The sequence below is a fragment of the Plantibacter sp. CFBP 13570 genome (assembly GCF_014841395.1).
GTDB classification, from domain to species: domain Bacteria; phylum Actinomycetota; class Actinomycetes; order Actinomycetales; family Microbacteriaceae; genus Plantibacter; species Plantibacter auratus.
This window is the reverse complement of record NZ_JACYTW010000011.1, coordinates 42022-63375: the sequence shown is the minus strand read 5'-3', so window position 1 is coordinate 63375 and position 21354 is coordinate 42022. Positions and strand designations below refer to the sequence as shown.

General features: G+C 68.4%; 25 protein-coding genes. 14 read left to right on the top strand and 11 right to left on the bottom strand.

Annotation, left to right across the window (positions count from 1 at the left end):
- Positions 1-67 precede the first annotated feature (67 nt).
- Entirely contained in the window at positions 68-1066 is a 999-nt protein-coding gene (locus tag IFT89_RS06235; protein ID WP_086472835.1) for an ABC transporter substrate-binding protein, read from the bottom strand.
- 268 nt (positions 1067-1334) lie between these two features.
- Between IFT89_RS06235 and IFT89_RS06230 the strand changes: the two genes are divergently transcribed.
- From IFT89_RS06230 to IFT89_RS06220, 3 genes are all read left to right on the top strand, one after another.
- Positions 1335-2918 carry a sugar ABC transporter ATP-binding protein gene (locus IFT89_RS06230; protein WP_202938524.1) on the top strand — a complete coding sequence of 528 codons (1584 nt, stop codon included), beginning with the start codon at positions 1335-1337 and terminating at the stop codon, positions 2916-2918.
- On the top strand, positions 2911-3948 hold the full coding sequence (locus IFT89_RS06225; protein WP_086472833.1) for a LacI family DNA-binding transcriptional regulator: 1038 nt from the start codon (positions 2911-2913) through the stop codon (positions 3946-3948). The genes IFT89_RS06230 and IFT89_RS06225 overlap by 8 nt, the downstream gene beginning before the upstream one ends.
- Before the next feature lie 340 nt (positions 3949-4288).
- On the top strand, positions 4289-5272 hold the full coding sequence (locus tag IFT89_RS06220; protein ID WP_202938523.1) for a TerC family protein: 984 nt from the start codon (positions 4289-4291) through the stop codon (positions 5270-5272).
- Positions 5273-5349: 77 nt separating this feature from the next.
- Here IFT89_RS06220 and IFT89_RS06215 read toward each other — a convergent pair whose 3' ends face one another.
- Together IFT89_RS06215 and IFT89_RS06210 are read right to left on the bottom strand one after the other, a co-directional pair.
- Complete coding sequence (locus IFT89_RS06215; protein ID WP_202938522.1) at positions 5350-6729, bottom strand: FAD-dependent oxidoreductase; 1380 nt, start codon at positions 6727-6729, stop codon at positions 5350-5352.
- A gap of 11 nt (positions 6730-6740) precedes the next feature.
- The gene (locus tag IFT89_RS06210) at positions 6741-7496 is read right to left on the bottom strand and encodes an aquaporin (protein ID WP_244650625.1); all 756 of its coding nucleotides are present in this window, start codon (positions 7494-7496) and stop codon (positions 6741-6743) included.
- A 48-nt stretch (positions 7497-7544) separates the two neighbouring features.
- On the opposite strand from IFT89_RS06210, the gene IFT89_RS06205 reads away from it, so the two are divergent.
- Both IFT89_RS06205 and IFT89_RS06200 read left to right on the top strand, forming a co-directional pair.
- Entirely contained in the window at positions 7545-8219 is a 675-nt protein-coding gene (locus IFT89_RS06205; protein WP_202938521.1) for an arsenate reductase/protein-tyrosine-phosphatase family protein, read from the top strand.
- Between the two features lie 21 nt (positions 8220-8240).
- Positions 8241-8639 carry an arsenate-mycothiol transferase ArsC gene (locus IFT89_RS06200; RefSeq protein ID WP_191940221.1) on the top strand — a complete coding sequence of 133 codons (399 nt, stop codon included), beginning with the start codon at positions 8241-8243 and terminating at the stop codon, positions 8637-8639.
- A 16-nt stretch (positions 8640-8655) separates the two neighbouring features.
- Here IFT89_RS06200 and IFT89_RS06195 read toward each other — a convergent pair whose 3' ends face one another.
- Positions 8656-9975, bottom strand: a complete 1320-nt coding sequence (locus IFT89_RS06195; RefSeq protein ID WP_202938520.1) for an NAD(P)-binding domain-containing protein — start codon at positions 9973-9975, stop codon at positions 8656-8658.
- 84 nt (positions 9976-10059) lie between these two features.
- Between IFT89_RS06195 and IFT89_RS06190 the strand changes: the two genes are divergently transcribed.
- The 3 genes from IFT89_RS06190 to IFT89_RS06180 all read left to right on the top strand — a co-directional run bounded on the left by IFT89_RS06190 (position 10060) and on the right by IFT89_RS06180 (position 11709).
- Positions 10060-10407, top strand: coding sequence for an ArsR/SmtB family transcription factor (locus IFT89_RS06190; RefSeq protein ID WP_202938519.1), 348 nt, complete (start codon positions 10060-10062; stop codon positions 10405-10407).
- On the top strand, positions 10404-10928 hold the full coding sequence (locus IFT89_RS06185; protein ID WP_202938518.1) for a GNAT family N-acetyltransferase: 525 nt from the start codon (positions 10404-10406) through the stop codon (positions 10926-10928). The genes IFT89_RS06190 and IFT89_RS06185 overlap by 4 nt, the downstream gene beginning before the upstream one ends.
- A gap of 91 nt (positions 10929-11019) precedes the next feature.
- Positions 11020-11709, top strand: coding sequence for an SOS response-associated peptidase (locus IFT89_RS06180; RefSeq protein WP_202938517.1), 690 nt, complete (start codon positions 11020-11022; stop codon positions 11707-11709).
- 3 nt (positions 11710-11712) lie between these two features.
- On the opposite strand, the gene IFT89_RS06175 is transcribed toward IFT89_RS06180, so the two are convergent.
- The 3 genes from IFT89_RS06175 to IFT89_RS06165 form a co-directional block, all read right to left on the bottom strand.
- Complete coding sequence (locus IFT89_RS06175) at positions 11713-12492, bottom strand: CPBP family intramembrane glutamic endopeptidase (RefSeq protein ID WP_199862355.1); 780 nt, start codon at positions 12490-12492, stop codon at positions 11713-11715.
- A gap of 99 nt (positions 12493-12591) precedes the next feature.
- Positions 12592-12960: an antitoxin HicB gene (locus tag IFT89_RS06170; RefSeq protein WP_192019714.1), complete on the bottom strand. Its 369-nt coding sequence runs from the start codon at positions 12958-12960 to the stop codon at positions 12592-12594.
- A complete protein-coding gene (locus tag IFT89_RS06165) occupies positions 12957-13163 on the bottom strand; it encodes a type II toxin-antitoxin system HicA family toxin (protein WP_124768358.1) in 207 nt (68 codons plus the stop codon). The genes IFT89_RS06170 and IFT89_RS06165 overlap by 4 nt, the downstream gene beginning before the upstream one ends.
- A gap of 190 nt (positions 13164-13353) precedes the next feature.
- On the opposite strand from IFT89_RS06165, the gene IFT89_RS06160 reads away from it, so the two are divergent.
- From IFT89_RS06160 to IFT89_RS06145, 4 genes are all read left to right on the top strand, one after another.
- Positions 13354-14004 (top strand): TetR/AcrR family transcriptional regulator, encoded by a 651-nt coding sequence (locus IFT89_RS06160; RefSeq protein WP_064295974.1) that lies wholly within the window; start codon positions 13354-13356, stop codon positions 14002-14004.
- Positions 14005-14063: 59 nt separating this feature from the next.
- Positions 14064-14849: an MBL fold metallo-hydrolase gene (locus tag IFT89_RS06155; protein ID WP_202938516.1), complete on the top strand. Its 786-nt coding sequence runs from the start codon at positions 14064-14066 to the stop codon at positions 14847-14849.
- A gap of 80 nt (positions 14850-14929) precedes the next feature.
- A complete protein-coding gene (locus IFT89_RS06150) occupies positions 14930-15466 on the top strand; it encodes a hypothetical protein (RefSeq protein WP_244650624.1) in 537 nt (178 codons plus the stop codon).
- Positions 15467-15489: 23 nt separating this feature from the next.
- Entirely contained in the window at positions 15490-15879 is a 390-nt protein-coding gene (locus IFT89_RS06145) for an MmcQ/YjbR family DNA-binding protein (RefSeq protein WP_202938515.1), read from the top strand.
- A 20-nt stretch (positions 15880-15899) separates the two neighbouring features.
- Here the strand turns inward: IFT89_RS06145 and soxR are convergent, their stop codons facing one another.
- On the bottom strand, positions 15900-16343 hold the full coding sequence (soxR, locus tag IFT89_RS06140; RefSeq protein WP_255377972.1) for a redox-sensitive transcriptional activator SoxR: 444 nt from the start codon (positions 16341-16343) through the stop codon (positions 15900-15902).
- Positions 16344-16525: 182 nt separating this feature from the next.
- Between soxR and IFT89_RS06135 the strand changes: the two genes are divergently transcribed.
- Together IFT89_RS06135 and IFT89_RS06130 are read left to right on the top strand one after the other, a co-directional pair.
- Positions 16526-17194 carry an NYN domain-containing protein gene (locus IFT89_RS06135; RefSeq protein ID WP_124768354.1) on the top strand — a complete coding sequence of 223 codons (669 nt, stop codon included), beginning with the start codon at positions 16526-16528 and terminating at the stop codon, positions 17192-17194.
- Positions 17195-17337: 143 nt separating this feature from the next.
- The gene (locus IFT89_RS06130; protein WP_079704698.1) at positions 17338-17634 is read left to right on the top strand and encodes a hypothetical protein; all 297 of its coding nucleotides are present in this window, start codon (positions 17338-17340) and stop codon (positions 17632-17634) included.
- Between the two features lie 28 nt (positions 17635-17662).
- On the opposite strand, the gene IFT89_RS06125 is transcribed toward IFT89_RS06130, so the two are convergent.
- The 3 genes from IFT89_RS06125 to IFT89_RS06115 form a co-directional block, all read right to left on the bottom strand.
- Positions 17663-17854 carry a YbdD/YjiX family protein gene (locus IFT89_RS06125; RefSeq protein WP_202938514.1) on the bottom strand — a complete coding sequence of 64 codons (192 nt, stop codon included), beginning with the start codon at positions 17852-17854 and terminating at the stop codon, positions 17663-17665.
- The gene (locus IFT89_RS06120) at positions 17854-20175 is read right to left on the bottom strand and encodes a carbon starvation CstA family protein (protein ID WP_202938513.1); all 2322 of its coding nucleotides are present in this window, start codon (positions 20173-20175) and stop codon (positions 17854-17856) included. The genes IFT89_RS06125 and IFT89_RS06120 overlap by 1 nt, the downstream gene beginning before the upstream one ends.
- A gap of 77 nt (positions 20176-20252) precedes the next feature.
- Positions 20253-21260 (bottom strand): LacI family DNA-binding transcriptional regulator, encoded by a 1008-nt coding sequence (locus IFT89_RS06115; RefSeq protein ID WP_202938512.1) that lies wholly within the window; start codon positions 21258-21260, stop codon positions 20253-20255.
- Positions 21261-21354 lie beyond the last annotated feature (94 nt).

Sequence of the window (21354 nt, the reverse complement as noted above, 5' to 3'; positions counted from 1 at the left end):
GGTCCCCGGGAAGCGGGTGGGCGGTCGCCCGGCAGCGAGGGAGTGGCTGCCGGGCGACCGGGTCGGATCAGTAGGCGCGTTCGGGCAGTGCTGCCGTCGCGGCGTCCGGGGAGTCGAACGTGACGCTCGGCACCACGATGTCCGATTCGACCTTGTCGCCGGCGAGTGCCTTCTTGACGATGTCGATCGCGGTCTCACCGAACAGCGGGTTGTACTCGGCGACGAAGCTCAGGCGTCCGGCGGCGAGTGCTTCGAGCGCCGCCTTGGTGCCGTCGATCGTGATGATCTTGACGTCGGTTCCGGGCTTCAGGCCGGCCTCCTCGACGGCGAGTGCAGCGCCGAGGCCCATCTCGTCGTTCTGTGCGAAGACGAGCTGGACGTCGTTGTTGTTCGCCTTGAGGATGGTCTCGAAGACGCTCTTCGCCTCTTCGGTGGACCAGTTGGCCGACTGCGACTCGAGCTTGGTGAAGTTCGGGTCGATGGTGTCGTCCCAGCCCTTGTTGCGGTCGTTGACGACGGAGAGGCCGGGAGGGCCCTCGAGGACGACGTACTTGGCGCCGTCGGGGAACTGACCGTTCGCCCACTCGGCGGCCGAGGCGCTGATGCCGACGTTGTCGGGGGCGATGCGGCTCGTGTAGAGCTCGGTGTCGTTCGGCTCGATGCCGCGGTCCAGCAGGACCACGGGGATCTCGGCCTCCTTCGCGCGCTCCAGGACGCTCTCCCAGCCGGTCGCCTCGGTGGCGGACAGCAGGATGGCGTCGACGCCCTCGTCGATGAACGAGGTGAAGGCGGTGATCTGCGAGTTCTGGTCGCCATTCGTCGCCGGTGCGTACTTGAGGTCGAAGCCGTTCTCCTTCGAGAACGAGTCCTGGATGTTCTTCTCGTTCGCGGTGCGCCATCCGCCTTCGGGACCGACGGCCACGAAGCCGATGGTGGTGAGTTCGCCGTCGGAACCGGCGTCGCCGTCGGAGCTTCCGGAACCGCTCGAGCAGGCGGTCGCGCTGAACGCGAGAGCGCCGACCAGGGCGAGGCCCGCGAGTGCGCGGACACGTGTTGTCTTGAACATTGTTCTCCTCTTTGAGACCCGCGGTCCCGACGATGGGTGCGGCGTGAATGTGACGTGCGTGGTGCTGCGGTGACGCAGGTGGTCGGTGATTGTTAGCGATCACATCTGCGTTGTGCTGAACATTAGCCACGGCTCGAACCGGTTGTCAACAGGCAATGTTAGCCCTCACAATTCTTCCGGAGCGGCCTCCCGGCGGCGCCGTCGCGCGCGCTAGAGTCAGGTGATCAGCGGACACCCCGGCCGCGACCACCTCGATGGAGAGTTGCAGATGACCTCGCCCACGCCACTCGTGCAGTTGCGCGGTGTCTCCGTGAGCTTCCCCGGCGTCAAAGCGCTCGACGACGTCGACCTCCGGTTGTTCCCCGGTGAGGTCCACTCCCTCATGGGCGAGAACGGAGCGGGGAAGTCGACCCTGATCAAGTCGCTCACCGGGGTCCATCGGATCGACAGCGGAAGCATCCTCCTCGAGGGACGAGAGGTGTCGTTCTCGAGCGTCGCCGACGCCCAGGCGCACGGGATCAGCACCGTCTACCAGGAGGTCAACCTCCTCCCCAACCTGACCGTCGCCGAGAACATCCTCCTCGGCCGCGAACCACGCCATGCCTGGGGAGGGATCTCGGGGAGGCGCATGCGCGAGCGCGCCCGCGAACTGCTCGCCGTCGTCGGACTCGACATCGACCCGGCCTCGCAGCTCTCCGCCCACCCGCCGGCGATCCAGCAGCTCGTCGCGATCGTCCGGGCGATCGCCGTGCGCACCAAGGTGCTCGTCCTCGACGAACCGACCTCGAGCCTCGACAACGACGAGGTCACCGAACTCTTCCGGGTCATCTCGATCCTCAAGGCCGAGGGCGTCGCGATCCTCTTCATCTCGCACTTCCTCGACCAGGTCTACGAGATCTCCGACCGACTCACGGTGCTGCGCGAAGGCCGACTCGTCGGCGAATACCTCCCGCACGAACTGCTCCGGATCGACCTCGTCCACAAGATGATCGGCAAGGAGCTCGCGACCTTCGACGAGATCCGACGCGGGCTCGACACCTCCGACGAGGGCGACGCCCTGGACGGTGAGGACCCGTTCGTCGCGGCGATCGGGCTCGGGCGCCAGGGTGCGATCGAACCGATCGACCTGAAGGTCTACGAGGGCGAGATCGTCGGCATCGCCGGCCTGCTCGGCTCAGGACGGACGGAGCTCGCCAGACTCCTGACCGGCGTCGACCGGGCCGACACCGGCTCGGTGGAGGTGGCCGGGAGGGCCACCCGCCTCGGATCCCCGCGTCGCGCCCTCAAGCAACGGATCGTCTACGCGTCGGAGAACCGTCGCACCGAGGGGATCATCGGCGACCTCAGCCTGCGCGACAACATCGCGCTGGCCCTCCAGGCGGACGTCGGGTGGTTCAGACGGATCCCGCTGCGTCGGCAGAACGAACTGGCCGAGAGCTACATCCAGGCGATGGGTATCAAACCGGCGAATCCCGATGCGCTCATGAAGGAGCTCTCAGGCGGGAACCAGCAGAAGGTACTCTTGGCGAGGTGGCTCGCGCTCGCTCCTCGGCTGCTCGTGCTCGATGAACCGACCCGAGGCATCGACATCGGTGCCAAGGCCGAGATCCAGAAGCTCGTGACCCGGCTCGCCGAGAACGGTCTGTCGGTCGTGTTCATCTCAGCCGAACTCGAGGAGGTCCTGCGCATCAGCCACCGGATCGCCGTGCTGCGCGACCGACGGAAGGTCGCCGACCTCCCGAACTACGACCTCACCGTCTCGAAGCTGCTGGCCGCGATCTCGGAGGGGCCGGACGAGGCCCCGCCGGAACCGATCACGACCGCCGACGACGAGAGGGGACCGCGTGGCTGAGCCGTCCCGTCATGCGACGATCTTCGACGTCGCGCGGCTCGCGGGGGTCTCGCACCAGACCGTCTCACGGGTGCTCAACGACCTCCCGAACGTGCGACCGGCGACGAAGGCGCGGGTCGACGAAGCGATCAAGCAGCTGCGCTACGTCCCCTCCCCTGCCGCCCGGACGCTCGTCACGAAGCGATCCCGGACCATCGGCCTCATCGCCACCGGGGGCACCGAGTTCGGCCCCTCGTCCTCGGTCCTGCACTTCAACGCCGCGGCCCGCGACGCACGATGGTCGGTCTTCACCGCGAACATGGTGGACAGCGACCCGGGTTCCGCGCGTGCAGCGGTCGAGGGGTTCCTGCGCCAGAACGTCGAGGGGATCGCCGTGATCAGCGCACGCGAGGGGGTCACCGACATCGTGGCGGGGATGGAACTCAGCGTGCCGCTCGTGGCGCTGCACGCCACGCCACGTGCAGGTATGGTCACCGTCGGCGTCGACCAATACGCCGGCGCGCGTGCCGCGACCGCCCACCTCATCGGGCTCGGCCACCGGCGCATCGGGCACCTCGCCGGACCACCGGACGCGATCGACGCCCGCGAGCGTGAGCGCGGCTGGCGAGACGAACTCGCCACCGCGGGTCTCGTCGCGCAGGTCGTCGGGACCGGCGACTGGACGCCGACCTCCGGATACGCTCTCGGCCGTCAGCTGGACGACGAGGTCACCGCGGTGTTCGCTGCCAACGACCAGATGGCCCTCGGGCTCATGCACTCCCTCACCGAGCGCGGACTCCGAGTCCCGCTCGACTTCAGCGTCGTGGGGTTCGACGACATCCCCGAGGCGGAGCACCTCTCACCGCCGCTCACCACCGTGCGGCAGGACTTCGAACAGGTCGGCCGGACGCTGCTCGCGACCCTGCTCGACCACGTCAACGGAGAACCCCCGGGAGCGGTGCCACCCTCGGTACCGGAGCTGATCCTGCGCGACTCCACGGCGACGGCGAACGCCGAGCGCTTGGCGAGGCGCCGGGTCGACGTCCCCTGAGCGTCTCCGATCCCTGAGCTTCACCCGATCTCCGAGCCCAGCCGGTCCCTCAGCCCCATCCCGGTCCCTGAGCCGCCCCTCCTCCGGTCCCTGAGCCGCCCCTCACCCGGTCCCTGAGCCGCCCCTCACCCGGTCCCTGAGCCTGTCGAAGGGCGAATTCCCAGGTGCCCCGCCCACCCCCTGACCTACACTTGTCGGAGCAGGGGGAGTACTCCTTCGCGACATGCTCGTCAGTACGGATCCGCCATCGGGTCCCGGGGTGTCGGCTCTCATCGAGAGTGGAGAAGACCGTGTTCCGACCATCGCGTCGGAGTCCCGTCCTCGAGCCCCTGGAGCCACCATGGCCGTCACCCCGCTGATCTGGATCATCACCATCGGTGTCACGATCCTCTTCTTCGTCTACGAGTTCTTCGCGCACGTGCGGAAGCCCCACGAACCGACGATCGCCGAGTCGGCACGCTGGTCGATCTTCTACGTCAGCCTCGCCCTGCTGTTCGGCGTCGGCATCGGCCTCGTCTCCGGCTGGACGTACGGCGGCGAGTACTTCGCCGGGTACCTGACCGAGAAGGCGCTGTCGATCGACAACCTGTTCGTCTTCCTCATCGTCATGGCCGGGTTCGCCGTCCCGAAGGCGTACCAGCAGAAGGTGCTGATGATCGGCATCATCATCGCGCTCATCATGCGCGGTGCGTTCATCGCCGTCGGCGCCTCACTCATCGAGAACTACTCCTGGATCTTCTACCTGATGGGCGCGCTGCTGCTGTTCCTCGCGTACCGCCAGGCGTTCGGCAGCCACGGGAGCGACCCGGCCAACGGCAAGGTCGTGGGATTCGCCCGCCGCATCCTCCCGATCACCGACACCTATCACGGTGACCGACTCTCGGTGAGGATCGACGGCAAGCGCTTCTTCACGCCGATGCTGCTGACGATCGTCGCGATCGGGTTCGTCGACCTCGTGTTCGCGGTCGACTCGATCCCCGCGATCTACGGCCTCACCGAGCAGGCGTACATCGTGTTCACCGCGAACGCCTTCGCCCTGATGGGCCTCCGCCAGCTGTTCTTCCTCATCGGTGGCCTGCTGGAACGTCTCGTCTACCTCGCCCAGGGTCTCGCCGTCATCCTCGCCTTCATCGGCGTGAAGCTCGTGTTCCACGCCCTCCACGTGAACGAGCTGCCGTTCATCAACGGCGGTCAACACATCGACTGGATCCCCGACATCCCGATCTGGTTCTCGCTGCTCTTCATCGCCGCGACCATCACCGTGGCGACGGTGGCCTCGCTCGCGAAGACCCGCCGCGACGCGCGGGCCGGCCTCGAGCGCTAGGGGCAGACCGACCGCACATGCGCTCCTCTGCTGAGCGCATGTGCGGTCGCCTCGTCGTCGGAGCAGCCGGCGGCCTCCTAGCCGTTCAGGGCGCTGAGACTCCGACTCCATGCCTGTGTCGCGACCTGCACGGCGTCCCACGGGGAGCCGAGTGGCGGCGTGTACGAGAGGTCAAGGTCGCTCATCGCGTCAACCGTCATGCCGTGGTGCAGGGCGGTGGCGTAGGTGTCGACGCGTTTCGCGATCTCCGCGCCGCGGGTGCCGACGAGCTGCGCACCGAGGAGCAGCCCGCTGTCGGTTGCTGCGGTGATGCGGATGCTGATCGGTGTCGCGCCCGGGTAGTAGGCCTTGTGGTCGTCCGCGATCGCCGTCGAGCTGTGCGGCCTGAACCCGGCGGAGACGGCTTCCTGGTCGCGGAGCCCGGTGCGGGCGGCAACCAGGTCGAAGACCTTCACCACTTGGGTGCCGAGGCTGCCGGCGAAGCGGGTGTTGCCGCCGATCGCGTTCTCGCCCGCGACCCGACCCTGCTTGTGCGACGTCGTGCCGAGCGGCAGATACGTGACGCCCAGCAAGCGGTGGTGGGTGACGATGCCGTCGCCCGCCGCCCAGACGTGCGGCAGGCCGGTGCGCATCTGCTCGTCGACGACCACCGCACCACCCGGCCCGGTCGACGCGCCGGCCTCGGTCAGCAGGCTCGTGTTCGGCTGCACGCCGACGACGACGAGCACGAGCTCGGCGCTGCGCTCGAATGGCCGGCCGTCCTGCAGGCCGGTCACGGTGAGGCCAGCGCTCGTCCTGCTGAGGTGCTCGACGCGGGTGCCGGTGATGACGTTCACGCCGTGGCGGGTGAGTTCGTCGTGGACGAGGGAACCCAGTTCCGGGTCGAGGGTGGAGAGCACCTCGGGGCCGCGCTGCAGTTGGGTGACCTGGAGGCCGCGGACAGTGAGCGCTTCGGCCATCTCCAAGCCCACGTACCCGGCGCCGACGATGATCGCGGTGCCTGGCTGGTGGGTGTCGAGGTAGTGCTCGAGGGCGAAGGTGTCGCCCATCGAGTGCAGCAGGTGCACACCGTCTGCGGGGCCGAGCCGGTCGAGGCCGGTGATTCCGGCGGTGGAGGGTGAGGCTCCGGTGCCGACCATGAGTTCGTCGTAGGCGATCGTCGATTCCGTGCCGTGCTCGTCGCGGACGGTGAGGCACTGTCCGGCGACGTCGATCCCGGTTGCGAGGGTGTTCAGGCGCAGGGTCATGCCGGTGGCTTCGAGGTCGGCGTGGGTGCGGTGCGCGAGGGACTGCCAGGGCTGGACCTCGCGGGAGAAGTAGTAGGGGATGCCGCAGATGGAGAAGTTCGGGTAGGCGTCAGCGACGATCACCGTCACATCCACGGAGGGGTCGAGTTCGCGGGCGCGGAGAGCGGTGGAGATACCGGCGTCACTGCCGCCGATGACTGCGAGATGCATGAGGGTGCCTTTCAGAGCTGAGCTGCAGGTTGTGGAGCCACGGCCGCAGCGGTGCTGCGCGCGGGAGTCGGATAGAGCACGAGGACCAGGCCGAGCCCGAGGATCGCGCCGATGAGTTGCGCGGCGATGAACGGGCCGACCGAGGCCGGGGCGATCCCGGCGAAGGTGTCGGTGAACATGCGGGCGATCGTCACGGCCGGGTTCGCGAACGACGTCGAGCTCGTGAACCAGTACGCCGCCCCGATGTAACCACCGACCGCAGCCGCGGTCACCGCGCCCTTCCCGGAGCGAGCTAGGGCGAAGATCACCAGGATGAGCCCGGCAGCCGCGACGACCTCACCGAGCAACGTCCCAGCGCTCGCCCGGTCCGTCGTGGAGAGCACTGGTGCTGTGCCGAACATCGCCCCGGCCAGTACGGTGCCAGCGATTCCGCCAACGATCTGCGCGGCCACATACGGCGGGACGTCGCGCACCGGCAAACCGTGCGGGGTGCCGCGGCTCACCCACCAGTCCACGAGTGACACCACCGGGTTGAAGTGGGCCCCGGACACGGGCCCGAGCACCAGGATCAGCACGGTGAGCCCGAGCGCTGTCGTCAGGCTGTTCTGCAGCAACTGCAGCCCGACGTCATCCGGTGAGAGCCGTTGCGCCATGATGCCGGAGCCGACGACGATCGCCACCAGGAGTCCGGTGCCGACGAACTCGGCAAGCATCCGACGCAGCAGATGCGGTCGGACCGGGATGGGAGCGGGATTCGATGGGTTCATGGCGGCATCATCTTGACTCACAAAGTTACTTCAGTCAATATTGAACCAATGAACGTCGAACGAACTGAAGTGGTCGAAGCGCGGGCGGCGAAGCACGCCGCGCTGAGCGATCCCACGCGCCTACAGATGATCGACCTGCTGACGTTGGGTGACCTGTCCCCGACGGAGATCCGGGTCGCACTCGGCACCCCGGGCAACCTGCTCACGCACCACCTGAACGTGCTCGAATGCGTCGGCATGATCACCCGCACGACGTCCGAAGGCGACAAGCGCCGCAGCTACGTCCACCTCACCCCTGGCGGGTTCGACGGCCTGATGCCCGGTGCTGCAGGCGCGGCCAGCCGGGTCGTGTTCGTGTGCTCCGCGAACTCCGCCCGCTCACAACTCGCCGCCGCCCTCTGGGCGCGCCAGAGCACCATTCCCGTCGCCTCCGGCGGCACGCACCCCGCCGAGCGAATCGCGCCCGGCGCGATCGCCGCCGCCGAGCGCCACCAGCTCGCCCTCCCGTCGAGCGCGCCGAGCGCCCTGGACACGGTGCTGAGTGATGGGGACTTCGTCATCACGGTCTGCGACAACGCGCACGAGGAGATCGGCGTCACGGGCGATCTGCACTGGTCGATCCCCGACCCGGTGCGCGTCGGCACCGACGCCGCGTTCGACGCCGCCTACACCGAACTGGAGCGCCGCATCGCGGGCCTCGCTTCCCGCCTGCTCGCCTCCTGACCAGAAAGCACCAGCACCCTCATGACCACGACCAAGCCCGTCGTCCTGTTCATCTGCCAGCACAACGCCGGCCGCTCCCAACTCGGCGCAGCCCTCCTCGAACACCTCGCCGGAGACCGCTTCACCGCCACCTCAGCAGGCCTCGCCCCATCGGGTGCCGTGAACCCTGCGGTCGCCGCGACCGTCGCTGAGCTCGGCCTCGACATCACCGACCGAGCGCCACGGGCGGTCACTGCCGCAGACCTGGATCAGGCCGACGTCGTGGTGCTGATGAAGCCCGGCCTGATCTTGCCTGCCACCCCGCGCGGCGAGGTCTTGGCCTGGTCGTTCCCGAACCCCGAGGCCTGGGACGTCGAAGCCGTGCGCCCGCTGCGGGAAGCCGTGGCCGAGCAGATCCGCACCGAGCTGCTCGCCCGGTAGCTCCCGCAGCGAGCGGTCAGACGCTTGCCGACGCGCGACCGATCTGCAGCACCTGCTCCGGCACCGCGCAGCACGAACCACCCAGCGACGCACCAGCGGCATCGAACAGGCCGGCCCCGCCACACACGCCGGTGTCCGGGAGGACCAGTTCCACCCGCTCGGCCGCAGCCTGGTCGCCGGCGAGGGCTGCGACGACGGAGCGGACCTGCTCGTAGCCGGTCATCGCGAGGAACGTCGGGGCACGCCCGTAGGACTTCGCGCCGACGATGTAGAAATCCGGTTCCGGCTGCGCGAGATCCTTCGCACCGGTTGCGGCGACCGATCCGCAGGAGTGGAGGTTCGGGTCGACCTCGGCCGCGATCCGCACCGGAGCCTGCAGCGTCGCATCCAGCTCGATCCGCAACTCCGACAGGAACGACAGATCAGGCCGGAATCCGGTCAGCACGATCACCCGATCAGCGCCGGGCAGCTCGCGGCCGTCCTCCGACACCAACACGGTCTGATCGCCGTCGCGCGTCACGCGCTCGACGCGGAAGCCCGTCACCAGGTTGATGAGGCCACCGTCGACGAGTTCCTTCGCCTTCACACCCAGCGCTCCGCGGGCGGGCAGCTCGTCAGCGTCGCCGCCGCCGAAGGTGTTCCCGACCGTGCCGCGGCGCAGCACCCAGGTGACCGTGGTGTCCGGGTTGCGGCGTACGATCCGCGCGAGCGCGATGACCGCGGTGACCGCGGAGTGCCCGGACCCCACGACGACGGTGTGCTTGCCCTCGAACCCGGCCCGATCCCGGAAGTCCGGGATCCGGTAGCTGAGCCTCTCGGACGCGGCCCGCTCCCCGAGTGCCGGCAGACCGTCCGCCCCAGCCGGGTTGGGCGTCGACCAGGTGCCCGAGGCGTCGATGACCGCCCGAGCGTCGAGGCGGTACTCGCCGTCCGCGGACTCCACGTGCACCGTGAACGGCTGCTCTGCCCGGCCGGCATCGACCAGGCGATCGCGGCCACGGCGGGACACGCCGACGACGCGGGAACCGAACCGCACCCGCTCTCCGAGAGCATCCGCGAGGGGTGCGAGGTAGGAACTGATCCACTGAGCGCCGGTCGGGTACCCCGTCGTCAGCGCCGTCCACCCAGTCGGCGCGAGCAAGCGAGCGGACGCCGCGTCGACCAGCTCAGACCAGTCGGAGAACAACCGCACATGACCCCACTCGGCCACCGCCGCGGCCGCCGAGGACCCGGCCTCGAGCACCAGTACCGGAACGTCGCGCTCCACCAGGTGCGCTGCAGCGGCCAGCCCCTGCGGGCCTGCGCCAATCACGATCACGGGCAGCTCGTTCACCATCAGCAACTCCAATCGACAACGATCAATACGACGAGACTGATCCATACATCGACAGATGTCAATACGACGTGTCAGAATGTGTCCATGCCGATCGAACTGCCCCTCCTGGAAGCCGACGCCACAGCGTGCTGCACCCCCGTGACCGGCGGGGTGCTCGCGCTCGACGAAGCCGAGCGGATCGCGCACACCTTCAAAGCGCTCGGTGACCCGACCCGTGTCCGGCTGCTGTCGCTGATCGCAGCGAGCGAGGGCGGTGAGGCGTGCATCTGCGACCTCACCGAGCCCGTCGGACTCTCACAGCCCACCGTGTCGCACCACATGAGGATCCTCGTCGACGCGGGACTCGCCACCCGCGAACAGCGCGGCCGCTGGGCGTACTTCCGCGTCATTGCTGACGGGCTCGAACGCGCTTCCCAGGCGATCCGCCCGTGACCGACGCAGTAACGGTCCGTGAGCTCGACGCCGCCGACTGGGCTGCGGTCGAGACCATCTACCGCGCGGGCATCGCCACCGGCAACGCCACCTTCGAGGCCGACCCACCGAGCTGGGAACAGTTCGACGCAGGCAAGCTGACCATCGGCCGACTCGTCGCCGTTGATGATTTGGGTTCGGTCGTCGGGTGGGTCGCCGCATCGCCGGTCTCTGCGCGCGAGGCGTACCGCGGCGTGGTCGAGCACTCGGTGTACGTCGCCGCGGCAGCGGCAGGACGCGGCGTCGGAACACGGCTGCTCTCGGCACTCATCGCGGCCGCTGATGACGCCGGGATCTGGACGATCCAATCGAGCATCTTCCCCGAGAACATCCCGAGCCTGGTCCTGCACGAACGAGTCGGGTTCCGCACGATCGGGCATCGCGAGCGGATCGCCCGCATGAGTTATGGACCCTACGCCGGACGCTGGCGTGACACGGTACTCCTCGAGCGGCGGGCCCCTTCACCTCCGCTTGACGTGTGAGAACTCTCGTAACCTGGTGCCCCTCGGCCGAATAGTCGCCCGCTGCCGGGGAGGCCTCGACCTCACGGTTCCCCGCTTCTAAGCTGAGCGCATGTGCGGTCGCTTCGTCGTCACCGATTCCACGTCCACTCTCCTCGCGGACCTCGTGGCCGAGTTCGAGGCGCCTGCGCCCGACTACAACGTCGCGCCCACCACCGAGGTGACGGTGGTCCGCACCCGGCACGAGGAACGGACCGCGACCAGCGCCCGTTGGGGCTTCGTCCCCGGCTGGGCCAAGGACTTCGCGAAGCAGCGCCCGCAACCCATCAACGCGCGCATGGAGACGGTCGCGACCGCCTCCATGTTCCGCAAGGCCTTCGCCTCGGCACGGTGCATCGTCCCGGCCAGCGGGTACTACGAGTGGGTCGTCACCGAGACCGGCAAGCAGCCCCACTTCATCCACGACCCCGAGGCCGCGCTCGCGATGGCGGGCATCATCAGTGCCTGGCCCGACCCCAGCAAACCTGAGGGCGACCCGGACAAGTGGCGTCTGTCGATGGCGATCATCACGCGGGACGCGCACGTCTCACCGGGCGAGGTCCACGACCGCATGCCCGCCTGCCTCACCCCCGACGGCTACGACGACTGGCTCGGCGACCACCTCGACACCGACCAGCTGTTGCAGCTGCTCGACCGGGAGTCCTTCGCGGTCGCCCACGACCTGACCCACTACGAGGTCACGCGCGACGTGAACAACGTCCGCAATACAGGCCCGCGCCTCATCGAACCGCTCCCGGCCTGAGTGTCAGCTCAGGGCGGGTGTCGCGTCCGTTCGGGATCCGGCCTGCCGCTCGTCTGTCCCCTTGATCACCCAGTACACGACCGCGACGGCGAGGATACCGATGACCGGCGTCAGATAGGCCGCCCAGGGCGTGCCGAGCGGGGCGAAGCCCACCGAGAACGCGGCGACGTCCCAGATGCCGTGCAACGCCATCGCCCAGATGAGGGAGCCGGTCACCCGCCGCACGATGTAAAAGCAGGTGCCCGACATCGCGGCGAGGACCACTTGTCCGAGCGTGTTGAGGAATGGAGCGCCGAGTGCTGCATTGACCAGATGCATGGCTCCGAAGAGCAGGGAGGTCAGCAGCCACACCCACACTTCGGAAAGACGTGAGCGGAACGCCGTCAGCAGCAGACCGCGCGACATCAGCTCCTCACAGAACCCGACCGCCAGGCCCAGCGCGAGCAGGGAGAGGAGGAACGACGGGTCGAACCTCGACCAGTCGGTGTTGACCAAGTTCGCCACGGCGACGACCAGCATGAGCGCGGGGACGAAGATCGGCCACTTGTGGTGGGAGCGTCTCCGCTCGAACAGGGCAGGCCTCCACCACCCCAACAGCCAGGTGGTGATGGTCAGTAGCACCGCACCGACCGCCAGGTCGAGCACCGCCCCTCGCCACGTGAACTCTGCGGACGTCCCGATCTCGGTGTACGCCACCCCACTGAGCTTCGATACGACGAAGATGACGGCGACGTAACCGACGTAGATCGCCAGGCCAATCCAGACACGAGGGGTGACGCGCATAGGCTGTTGCCTTCCAATCGGCGGGGAATCGACGCTCCAATGTATCGGGCGCAAGTGCTCGAATCGATGATCGTCTCAGCGCTTCCGATAGCGGGCCGATCAGCGTGCGACGAGCTGAGACACGCGGCCTCGCGAGACGCCGAGGATCGCGGCGGAGTCCGTCACGGAGAATCCCGCTTCGCGAAGATGCCGAGCCGCTGCACGTGCGCGGGCTGCCGCCGCGGCGGACGCTGCCGTCGCTTCCTCGGTAGCGGAACGCGCGGCGACGACCTCGTCATAGAGGGCACCGATTTCAGGAATCACGGTCACCACCCACCCGCTGTGATCAACGCCGGGGTCGTCGGTGTCGAGATAGTCGCGGATCTGCTGCTCGGCCTTGTCGAGCGTTGCGACCTGGCTGACCGGCTCACCATCGAGGTGAAGTTCCCAACCGTGTTCCCACTTGTGCGCCATCGCTGTGATGTTCATCGCTTCGACTCGTCCTTCCTCGATGCCTCGATCGTCTGCAACACCTTCCGAACCAGACCCGGCGACACGTCCCTCGCCTGAGTGATGGTGACACGGAACGGGCCGTTCGACCAGTTCTCATGGTCGCCCTTCCCCTGTCGTGGCGCGAACCCCGCGTCCCGCAGCAGAGCGACTATCGCCTTGTACCTCATCGGCTTGACCATCACGGTAGTTTAGGGGGGCTATATCGTCAATGTCTAGGACCCCTAGACAACACGTGTCGGAGAGGTCGAATCAGGGCCATTGCCCAGGTCCCAGCTTCCTCACAGACGCTCGTCTAAGCTAGACGAGCGTCTGACTCAGACGATCGTCTAGCGGCCCGATCGACGGGCCCTCCACCTCGAAGGAGCGCTCGTGAGCGGTCTGCGCCAGTACGCGATGAACCAGGTCCGCGACGAGATCATCGACGCCGCCGGGCTCGAGTTCGGCCGGAACGGGTACGCCGGGACGTCGTTCTCCGGCATCGCGTCCGTCATGGGCAAGCCGAAATCGGTCATCGGGTACCACCTGTTCCCCTCGAAGCGGAGCCTCGCGCACGCGGTGATCGCGGAGCAGGACGAACGATGGCAGGCGGCGGACGCACGGATCGGCGTGCCTTACGGCGCGCTCCGGTGGGTGACGATGATCCTCGCCTCCGCGCAGGAAGCGCAGCGATCCCCCATCGCGATGGGCGCCATCCGGCTCCTGCACGAACTGCCACGGATGGACGACCCGGTATACACGGTGTTCGACTGGCGGGCGTACACCCGCACGAACCTCCGCATGGAGGCCGCAGCGCACGATCTCGACCTCCCGGACCTCGACGGCGTCGCAGACGTCCTGCTCGACGCCTGCTTCGGACTCGTCACCACGACGGTCGGCGACGACGATGCGGCTGAGCTCAGCGAGCGACTGATCACCCTGATCCGGCCGATCCTCGCGACCGTCGATCCCGCCGGCGCTGCAGCCACGACGACCGCCGCAGCGGCCGCTCATGAGCTCGTCGCCGGACCGGCCGAACACTGACCCTCTCCCGAGCACCGACCCCTCCCCCGAACCCCGTCTCCGCAATCGGAAGGACGCCCATGTCCCAGATCGACGCCGTGCCGAACGGCACCACCCGCAGCACCACGGTCACGGATCGGGTACACCTCGTGCAGGGTCCGTCCGTCAACTGGATCATCGTCGAGGGCGACCTCGGGCCGGTCCTCATCGACACCGGCTACCCCGGCGACGGCGCGGCCGTCACCGCGACCCTCGGCGCGCTCGGCTACGCGGTCGAGGACGTGCAGGCGATCCTCCTCACTCACGGACACAGCGACCACATCGGCAACGCGACGTTCATCGCCGGGTTGGCGGAGTGTGACATCCTCGCGTCCCGCGACGAGATCCCCAACGTCCGCCGGGAGGTGCTCGAGCAGGTCGGACTCGCCGACGTGCAGCCACATCTGGAACGTCCCGGGGTCGCCGCCTGGATCAACCACGCCGTCGAGGCCGGCGGACTCGAGGTCGTGCCGCCGACGTCGGTCACCGCGATCGAGGACGTGCCCGAGCTCCGCGCGACCCTCGGTGTCGCGGTCCGCCCGCTCCCCCTCCCCGGCCACACGCGGGGGCACCTCGGATTCCTCCTCGTCGAGCACGGCGTCCTCGTCGCGGGCGACGCACTCGTCACCGCCCACCCCACCAGCCCGCACGGCGGCCCGCAGTTGCTCCCCGAGATGTTCCACGGCGACCTCCAGCGCGCCCGCCAGTCGTTGACGACGCTGGCCGGACTCCCGGCCTCCGTCGTGCTGCCGGGACACGGCCCGGCGTTCTTCGGCTCGCCGGCGCAGGCAGCGGCCGAAGCCCTCGCCTTCGGGAGTGCGTTCTGAACCTCCGGCTCCCCGTCGGGCCCCTGCGATAGCGTTGGCCACGTCCCCGAACCCGGATCCCGAGCCACGAGGAAGTGACCATGAAGAACCCGTTCCGCCGCGACGGCAGCCCGAACGACGACAGCCCGGTCGATGACAGCCAGGTCGATGAGCAGATCGACGCCCCGGGGCAGCCGAACCAGGGCCGCACCCTCGAACCCGCTCCCGAGGTGCTGGCCGAGCTCGACGCACTGAACGAGGCCTGCCGGGCGGCGCCGGACGACATCGACGCTCAGATCCGACTCTGGCGGGCGGTCGCCGCACTCGACCGGTGGGTCTTCATCAACCGTGGTCCGGAGGACAACCCGCGGCCGTACGCGCTCGCAGCGCAACCCGGGAACCTGATCGGCATCTACAGCAGCGGGACGCGAGCGCAGGAGGCCGCGTACGCGAACGGGCTGGTCCCGCCGGACGCCACGGTGTCGCTGCTCGCGGTCCCGATGCCTGCGGCGATCGACTGGGTCCGGTCCTTCGGCGAGCACGGGGTCGTCGGCGTGACCATCGACTACCCGCGCCTCGGCGCCTGGTGCCCGCTGCAGAACCTGGCGGGGCTCAAACCCACGGACAGCCAGGGCTGACGCCGACTCCGAGGAGGACCACGATGCGCGGCTCGGAGCTGCAGGACCGGGCGGCACGCCGCGCCGACGAACTCCCCGGTGCGGAGCTGACGCACCCGTTCGGCGAGGAGTGGGACGTCTACAAGGTCCGCGGCAAGGTCTTCATGCTGCAGACGGGGGCGACGGGCGAACCCATCGTCACCCTGAAGGCGAGGCCCGAGGACAGCCACAGTCTGCGCGAGGCCTTCCCCGACATCATCCCCGGATATCACATGAACAAACGGCACTGGATCTCGCTCAAGCCGGACGGCGAGCTCGAACCGGCGTTCGTCGACGACCTCGTCACGGAGTCGTACCTGCTCGTCGTCGAGGGGCTGCCGAAGCGACTGCGCCCGGTCGATCCCGCCACGTTCGGACAACGCCACGACGGCTGAACACCGGGCAGGCAGTGCGCTCAGACCGGGATGCGCCTCGCGCCGGTGCCGGTGTCGCCGAGCTCGTCATCGGGGTTGAGGAGCGTGCACGCCTTCATCGAGAGGCAGCCGCAGCCGATGCAGCCGGTGAGCTCGCGTTCGAGTTGCTCGATCCCGCGCCGACGCTGTTCGAGGACCTTCTGCCAGCGGCGGGAGGCACGCTGCCAGTCCTCGTGACTCGGGGTGCTGGAGAGCGGCACGTCGGCGAACGCCTCCGCCACGTCTTCGAGCGGGATACCGAGGCGCTTCGCGACCGAGATGAGCGCGACGCGACGCAGCATGTGCCGGGGGTATCGCCGCTGGTTGCCGGCGGTCCGCTCGGAACCGATGAGGCCGAGCCGCTCGTAGTAGTGCAGCGCCGACACCGCGACGCCGGTGCGACGACTCATCTCGCCGACACTGAGCAACTCGTCCGGACTGTGCACAGTATCCCACCCTCGTTCCTCGCATCGACCTCAAGCCGCCTTCAGGTCCGACGCTCGTCTCGACGGTACACGAGCGGGTCAGGGCGGATGGGGTGCGCTCCCCACTGCGACGTGAGTGAACTTGTATACGTCGAAGCGCCTCCTGCGCCGGGTGTTCACCGTCAGCCCCATACCCTGAACGCATGCCACGACCCAGAGCGCGCGTCTACGTCGACGGCTTCAATCTCTACCGCCGATTGCTCACGGGCAGACCACACCTGAAGTGGCTGGACCTGCCGAAACTCTCCGAACGGCTCCTGCCTGGGTATGACATCGATCTGGTGCGCTACTTCACGGCGATGCTTCGGCCGGGAATGGCAATCGATCCTCAGACACCTGTGCGTCAGCAGATGTATCTGCGTGCGGTCCGGGCCGACCCTCGCGTCGAGGTCCATCTCGGGACGTTCCGCAACGACAAGCGTCACATGCCCCTCCACCCAGTGACCATCGACCCAGTGACGGGACGCCACAGGACCGTCGCCGTCCGCAAACTTGAGGAGAAGGGTTCGGACGTCAATCTGGCGTCAAGGATGATCGCCGACGCACACGCGGACACTGCCGACCTCTACGTCATGCTGTCGAACGACTCCGACCTGGCCGGGCCGATCTCGATGCTCAAGCACGAGCTCGGGTACCGGACTGGCATCATCTTTCCGATGCCGACCGCCCGCCTCTCGAAAGAACTGGTGAAGACGGCCCCTGATGTCATCGGCACCATTGAAGAATCCGACCTCAGCGCCTGTCAGTATCCCGACCAGCTCACCGATGCCGTGGGCAGATTCCATCGCCCGCCCGCTTGGTCGACCACTTAAATTCCGAAGGCCCCAACGAGTGGGGCCTTCTAACCGGTAACCGAAGTATCCGGGGGTGTGTAGATCCATCATACCTCCAGCATCCGCCTCCGGCAGAGGTTGTGGAGGGTTGCCCGGAACACGACGTTCCGTAGGCTGGAGGGGTGAAGCTCATCGCCACCGTCCGCGACCGCGCGACCATCACCACCGAAGCCTCCGCACCCGACGTCGCAGCCCTGCGGGCCGCCGTCCTCGCCTCCACCCCGCCCGGGCACGCCCTCGCCGGGCTGCACGGCGGCGGTCGAGTGAACGGCGACCTCGTCGGCACCGCGGTCTTCCGACCGACGGCAACCCGCACCATCGAGGCAGAGGGTCGCGACTACCCGAGCGCTCGCAAAGCCCTCGAGGCGCTCGTGCCGGAGGAGCAGGTCGTCCTCTCCGTCCACGCCGTGGACCAGTAGGACGCGACGGCACGAGCGCCCCGCGCGTTCAGCAGCAGCGCGAGCCGGGCGTCCGGTCCTGCTCCGCGAAGCGCTCCCGCCAGAATGTGCGCTCGTCGGGGACCGGTGCGTCGGGATGGACGCGACGCTGGTGGTCCACGAACGTGGCGTAGGCGGTGTCGCCCATCAGCGAGGTGACGAACCACCGCAGCGACGCCCAACCCCGCCGCAAGCCGGCCATCAGTGCCCCGACCGCGCGGGTCGCTTGTCGGCGTCCACGGTCGACCACTCGCGCTCGAGCACCTTCTCCGCCTTCGTGGCGATGAGCCCCGACGGCGCGTACCGTCGCGACGGCAGCGCCGGATCCTCCGAACTCGGCCCGCCACCCGAGCGGAACGACCGCACGGTGTGGAGGATCGCGAAGGAGATGACGATGATCGCGAGGGTCACGAACAGGATCGAGAGCACCCCCTGCACCGTGGTGTTCCGCACGACCGCCTCCATCGCCGCCCGCGTCGGTGCATTGCCGAAGCTGTCCTCGCCCGCCGCGAGCGCCTCACGGAACGCCGCGTTCTGCGCCCAGTAGCCGACGGCAGGCACCGGCGAGAAGATCTTGAACATCGACGCGGTGATCGTCACCACGGCGGTGAAGGCCAGCGGGACGGCGACGATCCACAGCCAGCGGAAGTTCCCGCGTTTCGCCACGATCGCCATGCAGACGGCGAGCGCGATGGCGGCGAGCAGCTGGTTCGCGATGCCGAACAGCGGGAAGAGGGTGTTGATGCCGCCGAGCGGATCGGTGACGCCCATGATGAGGATCGCTCCCCACGCCGCCACCATGACCGCGGTGCAGATCCATGCTCCGACCCGCCAGTCCGGGTCGCGGAACTTGGGGATGATGTTGCCGAAGGTGTCCTGCAGCATGAAGCGTGCCACGCGCGTCCCGGCGTCGACCGCGGTGAGGATGAACAGCGCCTCGAACATGATCGCGAAGTGGTACCAGAACGACATGAGCGACGTGCCGCCGATGAGTTGCTGCATGATGTGCGCGAGGCCGAGGGCGAGCGTCGGTGCACCGCCGGTGCGGGAGACGATCGACTCCTCCCCCACGTTCGCCGCCGTCTGCGTGAGCACGTCGGGCGTGAGGTTCACTCCGGCGAGGCCGAGCGAGTTCACGAAGGCGACCGCGCCCTCGACGGTGCCGCCCGTGGCCGCTGCGGAGGAGTTCATCGCGAAGTAGATGCCGCGGTCGATCGACAGTGCCGCGACGAGGGCCATGATCGCGACGAACGACTCCATGAGCATGCCGCCGTACCCGATGAAACGGGTCTGGCGCTCCTTCTCGATCAGCTTGGGCGTGGTGCCGGACGCGATGAGCGCGTGGAAGCCGGAGAGGGCGCCGCACGCGATCGTGACGAAGAGGAACGGGAACAGCGAGCCGCTCACGACCGGGCCGGCGTCGCCACCGGCGAACTCGCTGAACGCCGGCACCGTGATCTCCGGGCGGACGAGGACGATCGCTCCCGCGAGCATGACGATCGTGCCGATCTTCATGAACGTGGAGAGGTAGTCGCGTGGTGCGAGGAGCAGCCACACCGGCAGGATCGCGGCGACGAAGCCGTAGACGATGATCCCGACGGCGATGACCGTGCGGTCGAGGGTGAACGCCGCGGCGCCCCACTCGGTCTCGGCGACCCAGCCGCCGGCGACGATCGCGAACATGAGGAGGACGAAGCCGATGATCGAGATCTCGGTGATCTTGCCCGGCCGGATGAAGCGCAGGTACACGCCCATGAAGAGTGCGATCGGGATCGTCATGGAGACGCTGAAGACACCCCACGGGCTCTCGCCGAGCGCGTTGACGACCACGAGGGCGAGGATCGCGACGATGATGACCATGATCGCGAGCGTCGCGATGATCGCCGCAGTGCCGCCGATCACGCCGAGTTCGTCGCGCGCCATCTGGCCGAGGGAGCGGCCGCCGCGGCGCATCGAGAAGAAGAGGACGAGGTAGTCCTGCACGGCACCCGCCAGGATCACGCCGATGATGATCCAGATGGTGCCGGGCAGGTAGCCCATCTGTGCCGCGAGCACCGGGCCGACGAGTGGACCGGCTCCGGCGATCGCCGCGAAGTGGTGGCCGTACAGCACCCGGCGGTCGGTGGGGACGAAGTCCTTGCCGTTGGCGAGGTACTCGGCCGGGGTGGCCCGCCGGTCGTCGGGGCGCAGCAGCTTGCGTTCGATGAGCTTCGAGTAGAAGCGGTAGGCGATGAGGTAGGTGCAGACCGCCGCGAAGACGAACCAGATCGCGTTGACCGTCTCACCGCGGACGAGGGCGAGCATCGTCCAGGCGAGACCGCCGAGCAAGGCGATGGCGACCCACAGGATCACCTTCGCCGGGGTCCATCTCGGGGCGAGGTCGGCCTCGTCGACCGCCGTGGGCGGCAGCTCCGGATCCTGGACCAGGACGGGTTCCACCTCCCCGCCACCCGCGGGCTGCAGCGCTCCGTCCCGCTTCGATCCTGCGCGTGCTCGGTACTGTCGTCCGGCGTCGTTGCCCATGACGATTCCTCCCTCAACGGTGGTGTTCGTGCGACGAGGCTAACAGCGTCGCGGCGGCGGGCGCTCGCGGGGTCGGGTCAGACGCGGAAGGTGGTGCCTCGGACGACCAGGTCGGGTGCGAGCTGGACCGATGAGACGCGGGCGTGCTCACCCGAGAGGCGGCCGAGCAGGAGATCGAGCGCGGCGTACCCGGACTCCTCGAACGGCTGGCGGACCGTCGTGAGGTCGAGTGCCGACGCCAGCGGTCCGTCGTCGTAGCCGACGAGCGAGCGGCCCACGGGCAGGTGCGCGCCGGTGACGCGGAACGCCCGGTGCGCGGCGGCGGCCAGCTCGTCGTGGTTGGCGACCACGGCGGTCGCTTCCGGATCGACCCGGAACGCCCGCTCGAGCGCGGCACCGACGGCTTCGACGAGGTCTGTCGCGGCGACGTCGGCCACGGCCTCGGAGACGGAGAGCAGGTGACCGAGGCCGCGCGCCCGCAGCATGCCGGCCGAAACGTACTCCTCGGAGCGTTGCGGTTCGTGGAGGAACACCACCCGTTCATGACCGAGCTCCGACAGATGTCGGGCGATGAGTTCGCCACCCCGTTCGTCGTCGATGAGGACGGAGGGCAGGCCGAGTCGCCGCTGCGCGCCGTCCGGGACGTCGACGAGGACGACGGGCGGGCCGGGGAGCGCCTTCGACTCCAACGCGGCCGGTGACAGCGGCACGCCCATCACCACGATGCCGTCAATCCCCGCTCGCATGGGCAGCGCGTCGAGGACGGGACTGTCGCTCCCCGCCGCCGACGGGAGGTCGTGCACGACGATCTCGACCGAGTCCATCGCGGCGCGCTCCATGATCCCCGACAGTCGGCGGTAGTAGGAGGCGTAACTCGAGAACGGCGCCGCGACGGCGATCCGCTGGGCACCGCTCGCGGCGGCACCACCGCGGTAACCGAGCTCCGTCGCCGCGGCGATGACCGATCGTCGCGTCGCTTCGTTCACCCGCTGCGGGTGGTTGATGGCCAGGGAGACGGTGGAGATGCTCACGCCGGCACGCTTGGCCACCGCGTAGATCGTCGCCTTCTGCGGTCGCTCGTCCATGGCGCACCTCCTCCGACGATCCTAGCTCGTGAAAAGTTCTTTGATCGAAGTTCTTCGATAGCGGATACTCGAACCGGACACGGCATCGATGCCG

What these genes read in the sequence shown, in the direction of transcription:
- IFT89_RS06235 (WP_086472835.1), bottom strand. Translation starts at nt 1,066, where the DNA reads ATGTTCAAGACAACACGTGTCCGCGCACTCGCGGGCCTCGCCCTGGTC.
- IFT89_RS06230 (WP_202938524.1), top strand. Translation starts at nt 1,335, where the DNA reads ATGACCTCGCCCACGCCACTCGTGCAGTTGCGCGGTGTCTCCGTGAGC.
- IFT89_RS06220 (WP_202938523.1), top strand. Translation starts at nt 4,289, where the DNA reads ATGGCCGTCACCCCGCTGATCTGGATCATCACCATCGGTGTCACGATC.
- IFT89_RS06215 (WP_202938522.1), bottom strand. Translation starts at nt 6,729, where the DNA reads ATGCATCTCGCAGTCATCGGCGGCAGTGACGCCGGTATCTCCACCGCT.
- IFT89_RS06210 (WP_244650625.1), bottom strand. Translation starts at nt 7,496, where the DNA reads ATGAACCCATCGAATCCCGCTCCCATCCCGGTCCGACCGCATCTGCTG.
- IFT89_RS06205 (WP_202938521.1), top strand. Translation starts at nt 7,545, where the DNA reads ATGAACGTCGAACGAACTGAAGTGGTCGAAGCGCGGGCGGCGAAGCAC.
- IFT89_RS06200 (WP_191940221.1), top strand. Translation starts at nt 8,241, where the DNA reads ATGACCACGACCAAGCCCGTCGTCCTGTTCATCTGCCAGCACAACGCC.
- IFT89_RS06195 (WP_202938520.1), bottom strand. Translation starts at nt 9,975, where the DNA reads ATGGTGAACGAGCTGCCCGTGATCGTGATTGGCGCAGGCCCGCAGGGG.
- IFT89_RS06190 (WP_202938519.1), top strand. Translation starts at nt 10,060, where the DNA reads ATGCCGATCGAACTGCCCCTCCTGGAAGCCGACGCCACAGCGTGCTGC.
- IFT89_RS06180 (WP_202938517.1), top strand. Translation starts at nt 11,020, where the DNA reads ATGTGCGGTCGCTTCGTCGTCACCGATTCCACGTCCACTCTCCTCGCG.
- IFT89_RS06175 (WP_199862355.1), bottom strand. Translation starts at nt 12,492, where the DNA reads ATGCGCGTCACCCCTCGTGTCTGGATTGGCCTGGCGATCTACGTCGGT.
- IFT89_RS06170 (WP_192019714.1), bottom strand. Translation starts at nt 12,960, where the DNA reads ATGAACATCACAGCGATGGCGCACAAGTGGGAACACGGTTGGGAACTT.
- IFT89_RS06165 (WP_124768358.1), bottom strand. Translation starts at nt 13,163, where the DNA reads ATGGTCAAGCCGATGAGGTACAAGGCGATAGTCGCTCTGCTGCGGGAC.
- IFT89_RS06155 (WP_202938516.1), top strand. Translation starts at nt 14,064, where the DNA reads ATGTCCCAGATCGACGCCGTGCCGAACGGCACCACCCGCAGCACCACG.
- IFT89_RS06150 (WP_244650624.1), top strand. Translation starts at nt 14,930, where the DNA reads ATGAAGAACCCGTTCCGCCGCGACGGCAGCCCGAACGACGACAGCCCG.
- IFT89_RS06145 (WP_202938515.1), top strand. Translation starts at nt 15,490, where the DNA reads ATGCGCGGCTCGGAGCTGCAGGACCGGGCGGCACGCCGCGCCGACGAA.
- IFT89_RS06135 (WP_124768354.1), top strand. Translation starts at nt 16,526, where the DNA reads ATGCCACGACCCAGAGCGCGCGTCTACGTCGACGGCTTCAATCTCTAC.
- IFT89_RS06125 (WP_202938514.1), bottom strand. Translation starts at nt 17,854, where the DNA reads ATGGCCGGCTTGCGGCGGGGTTGGGCGTCGCTGCGGTGGTTCGTCACC.
- IFT89_RS06120 (WP_202938513.1), bottom strand. Translation starts at nt 20,175, where the DNA reads ATGGGCAACGACGCCGGACGACAGTACCGAGCACGCGCAGGATCGAAG.
- IFT89_RS06115 (WP_202938512.1), bottom strand. Translation starts at nt 21,260, where the DNA reads ATGGACGAGCGACCGCAGAAGGCGACGATCTACGCGGTGGCCAAGCGT.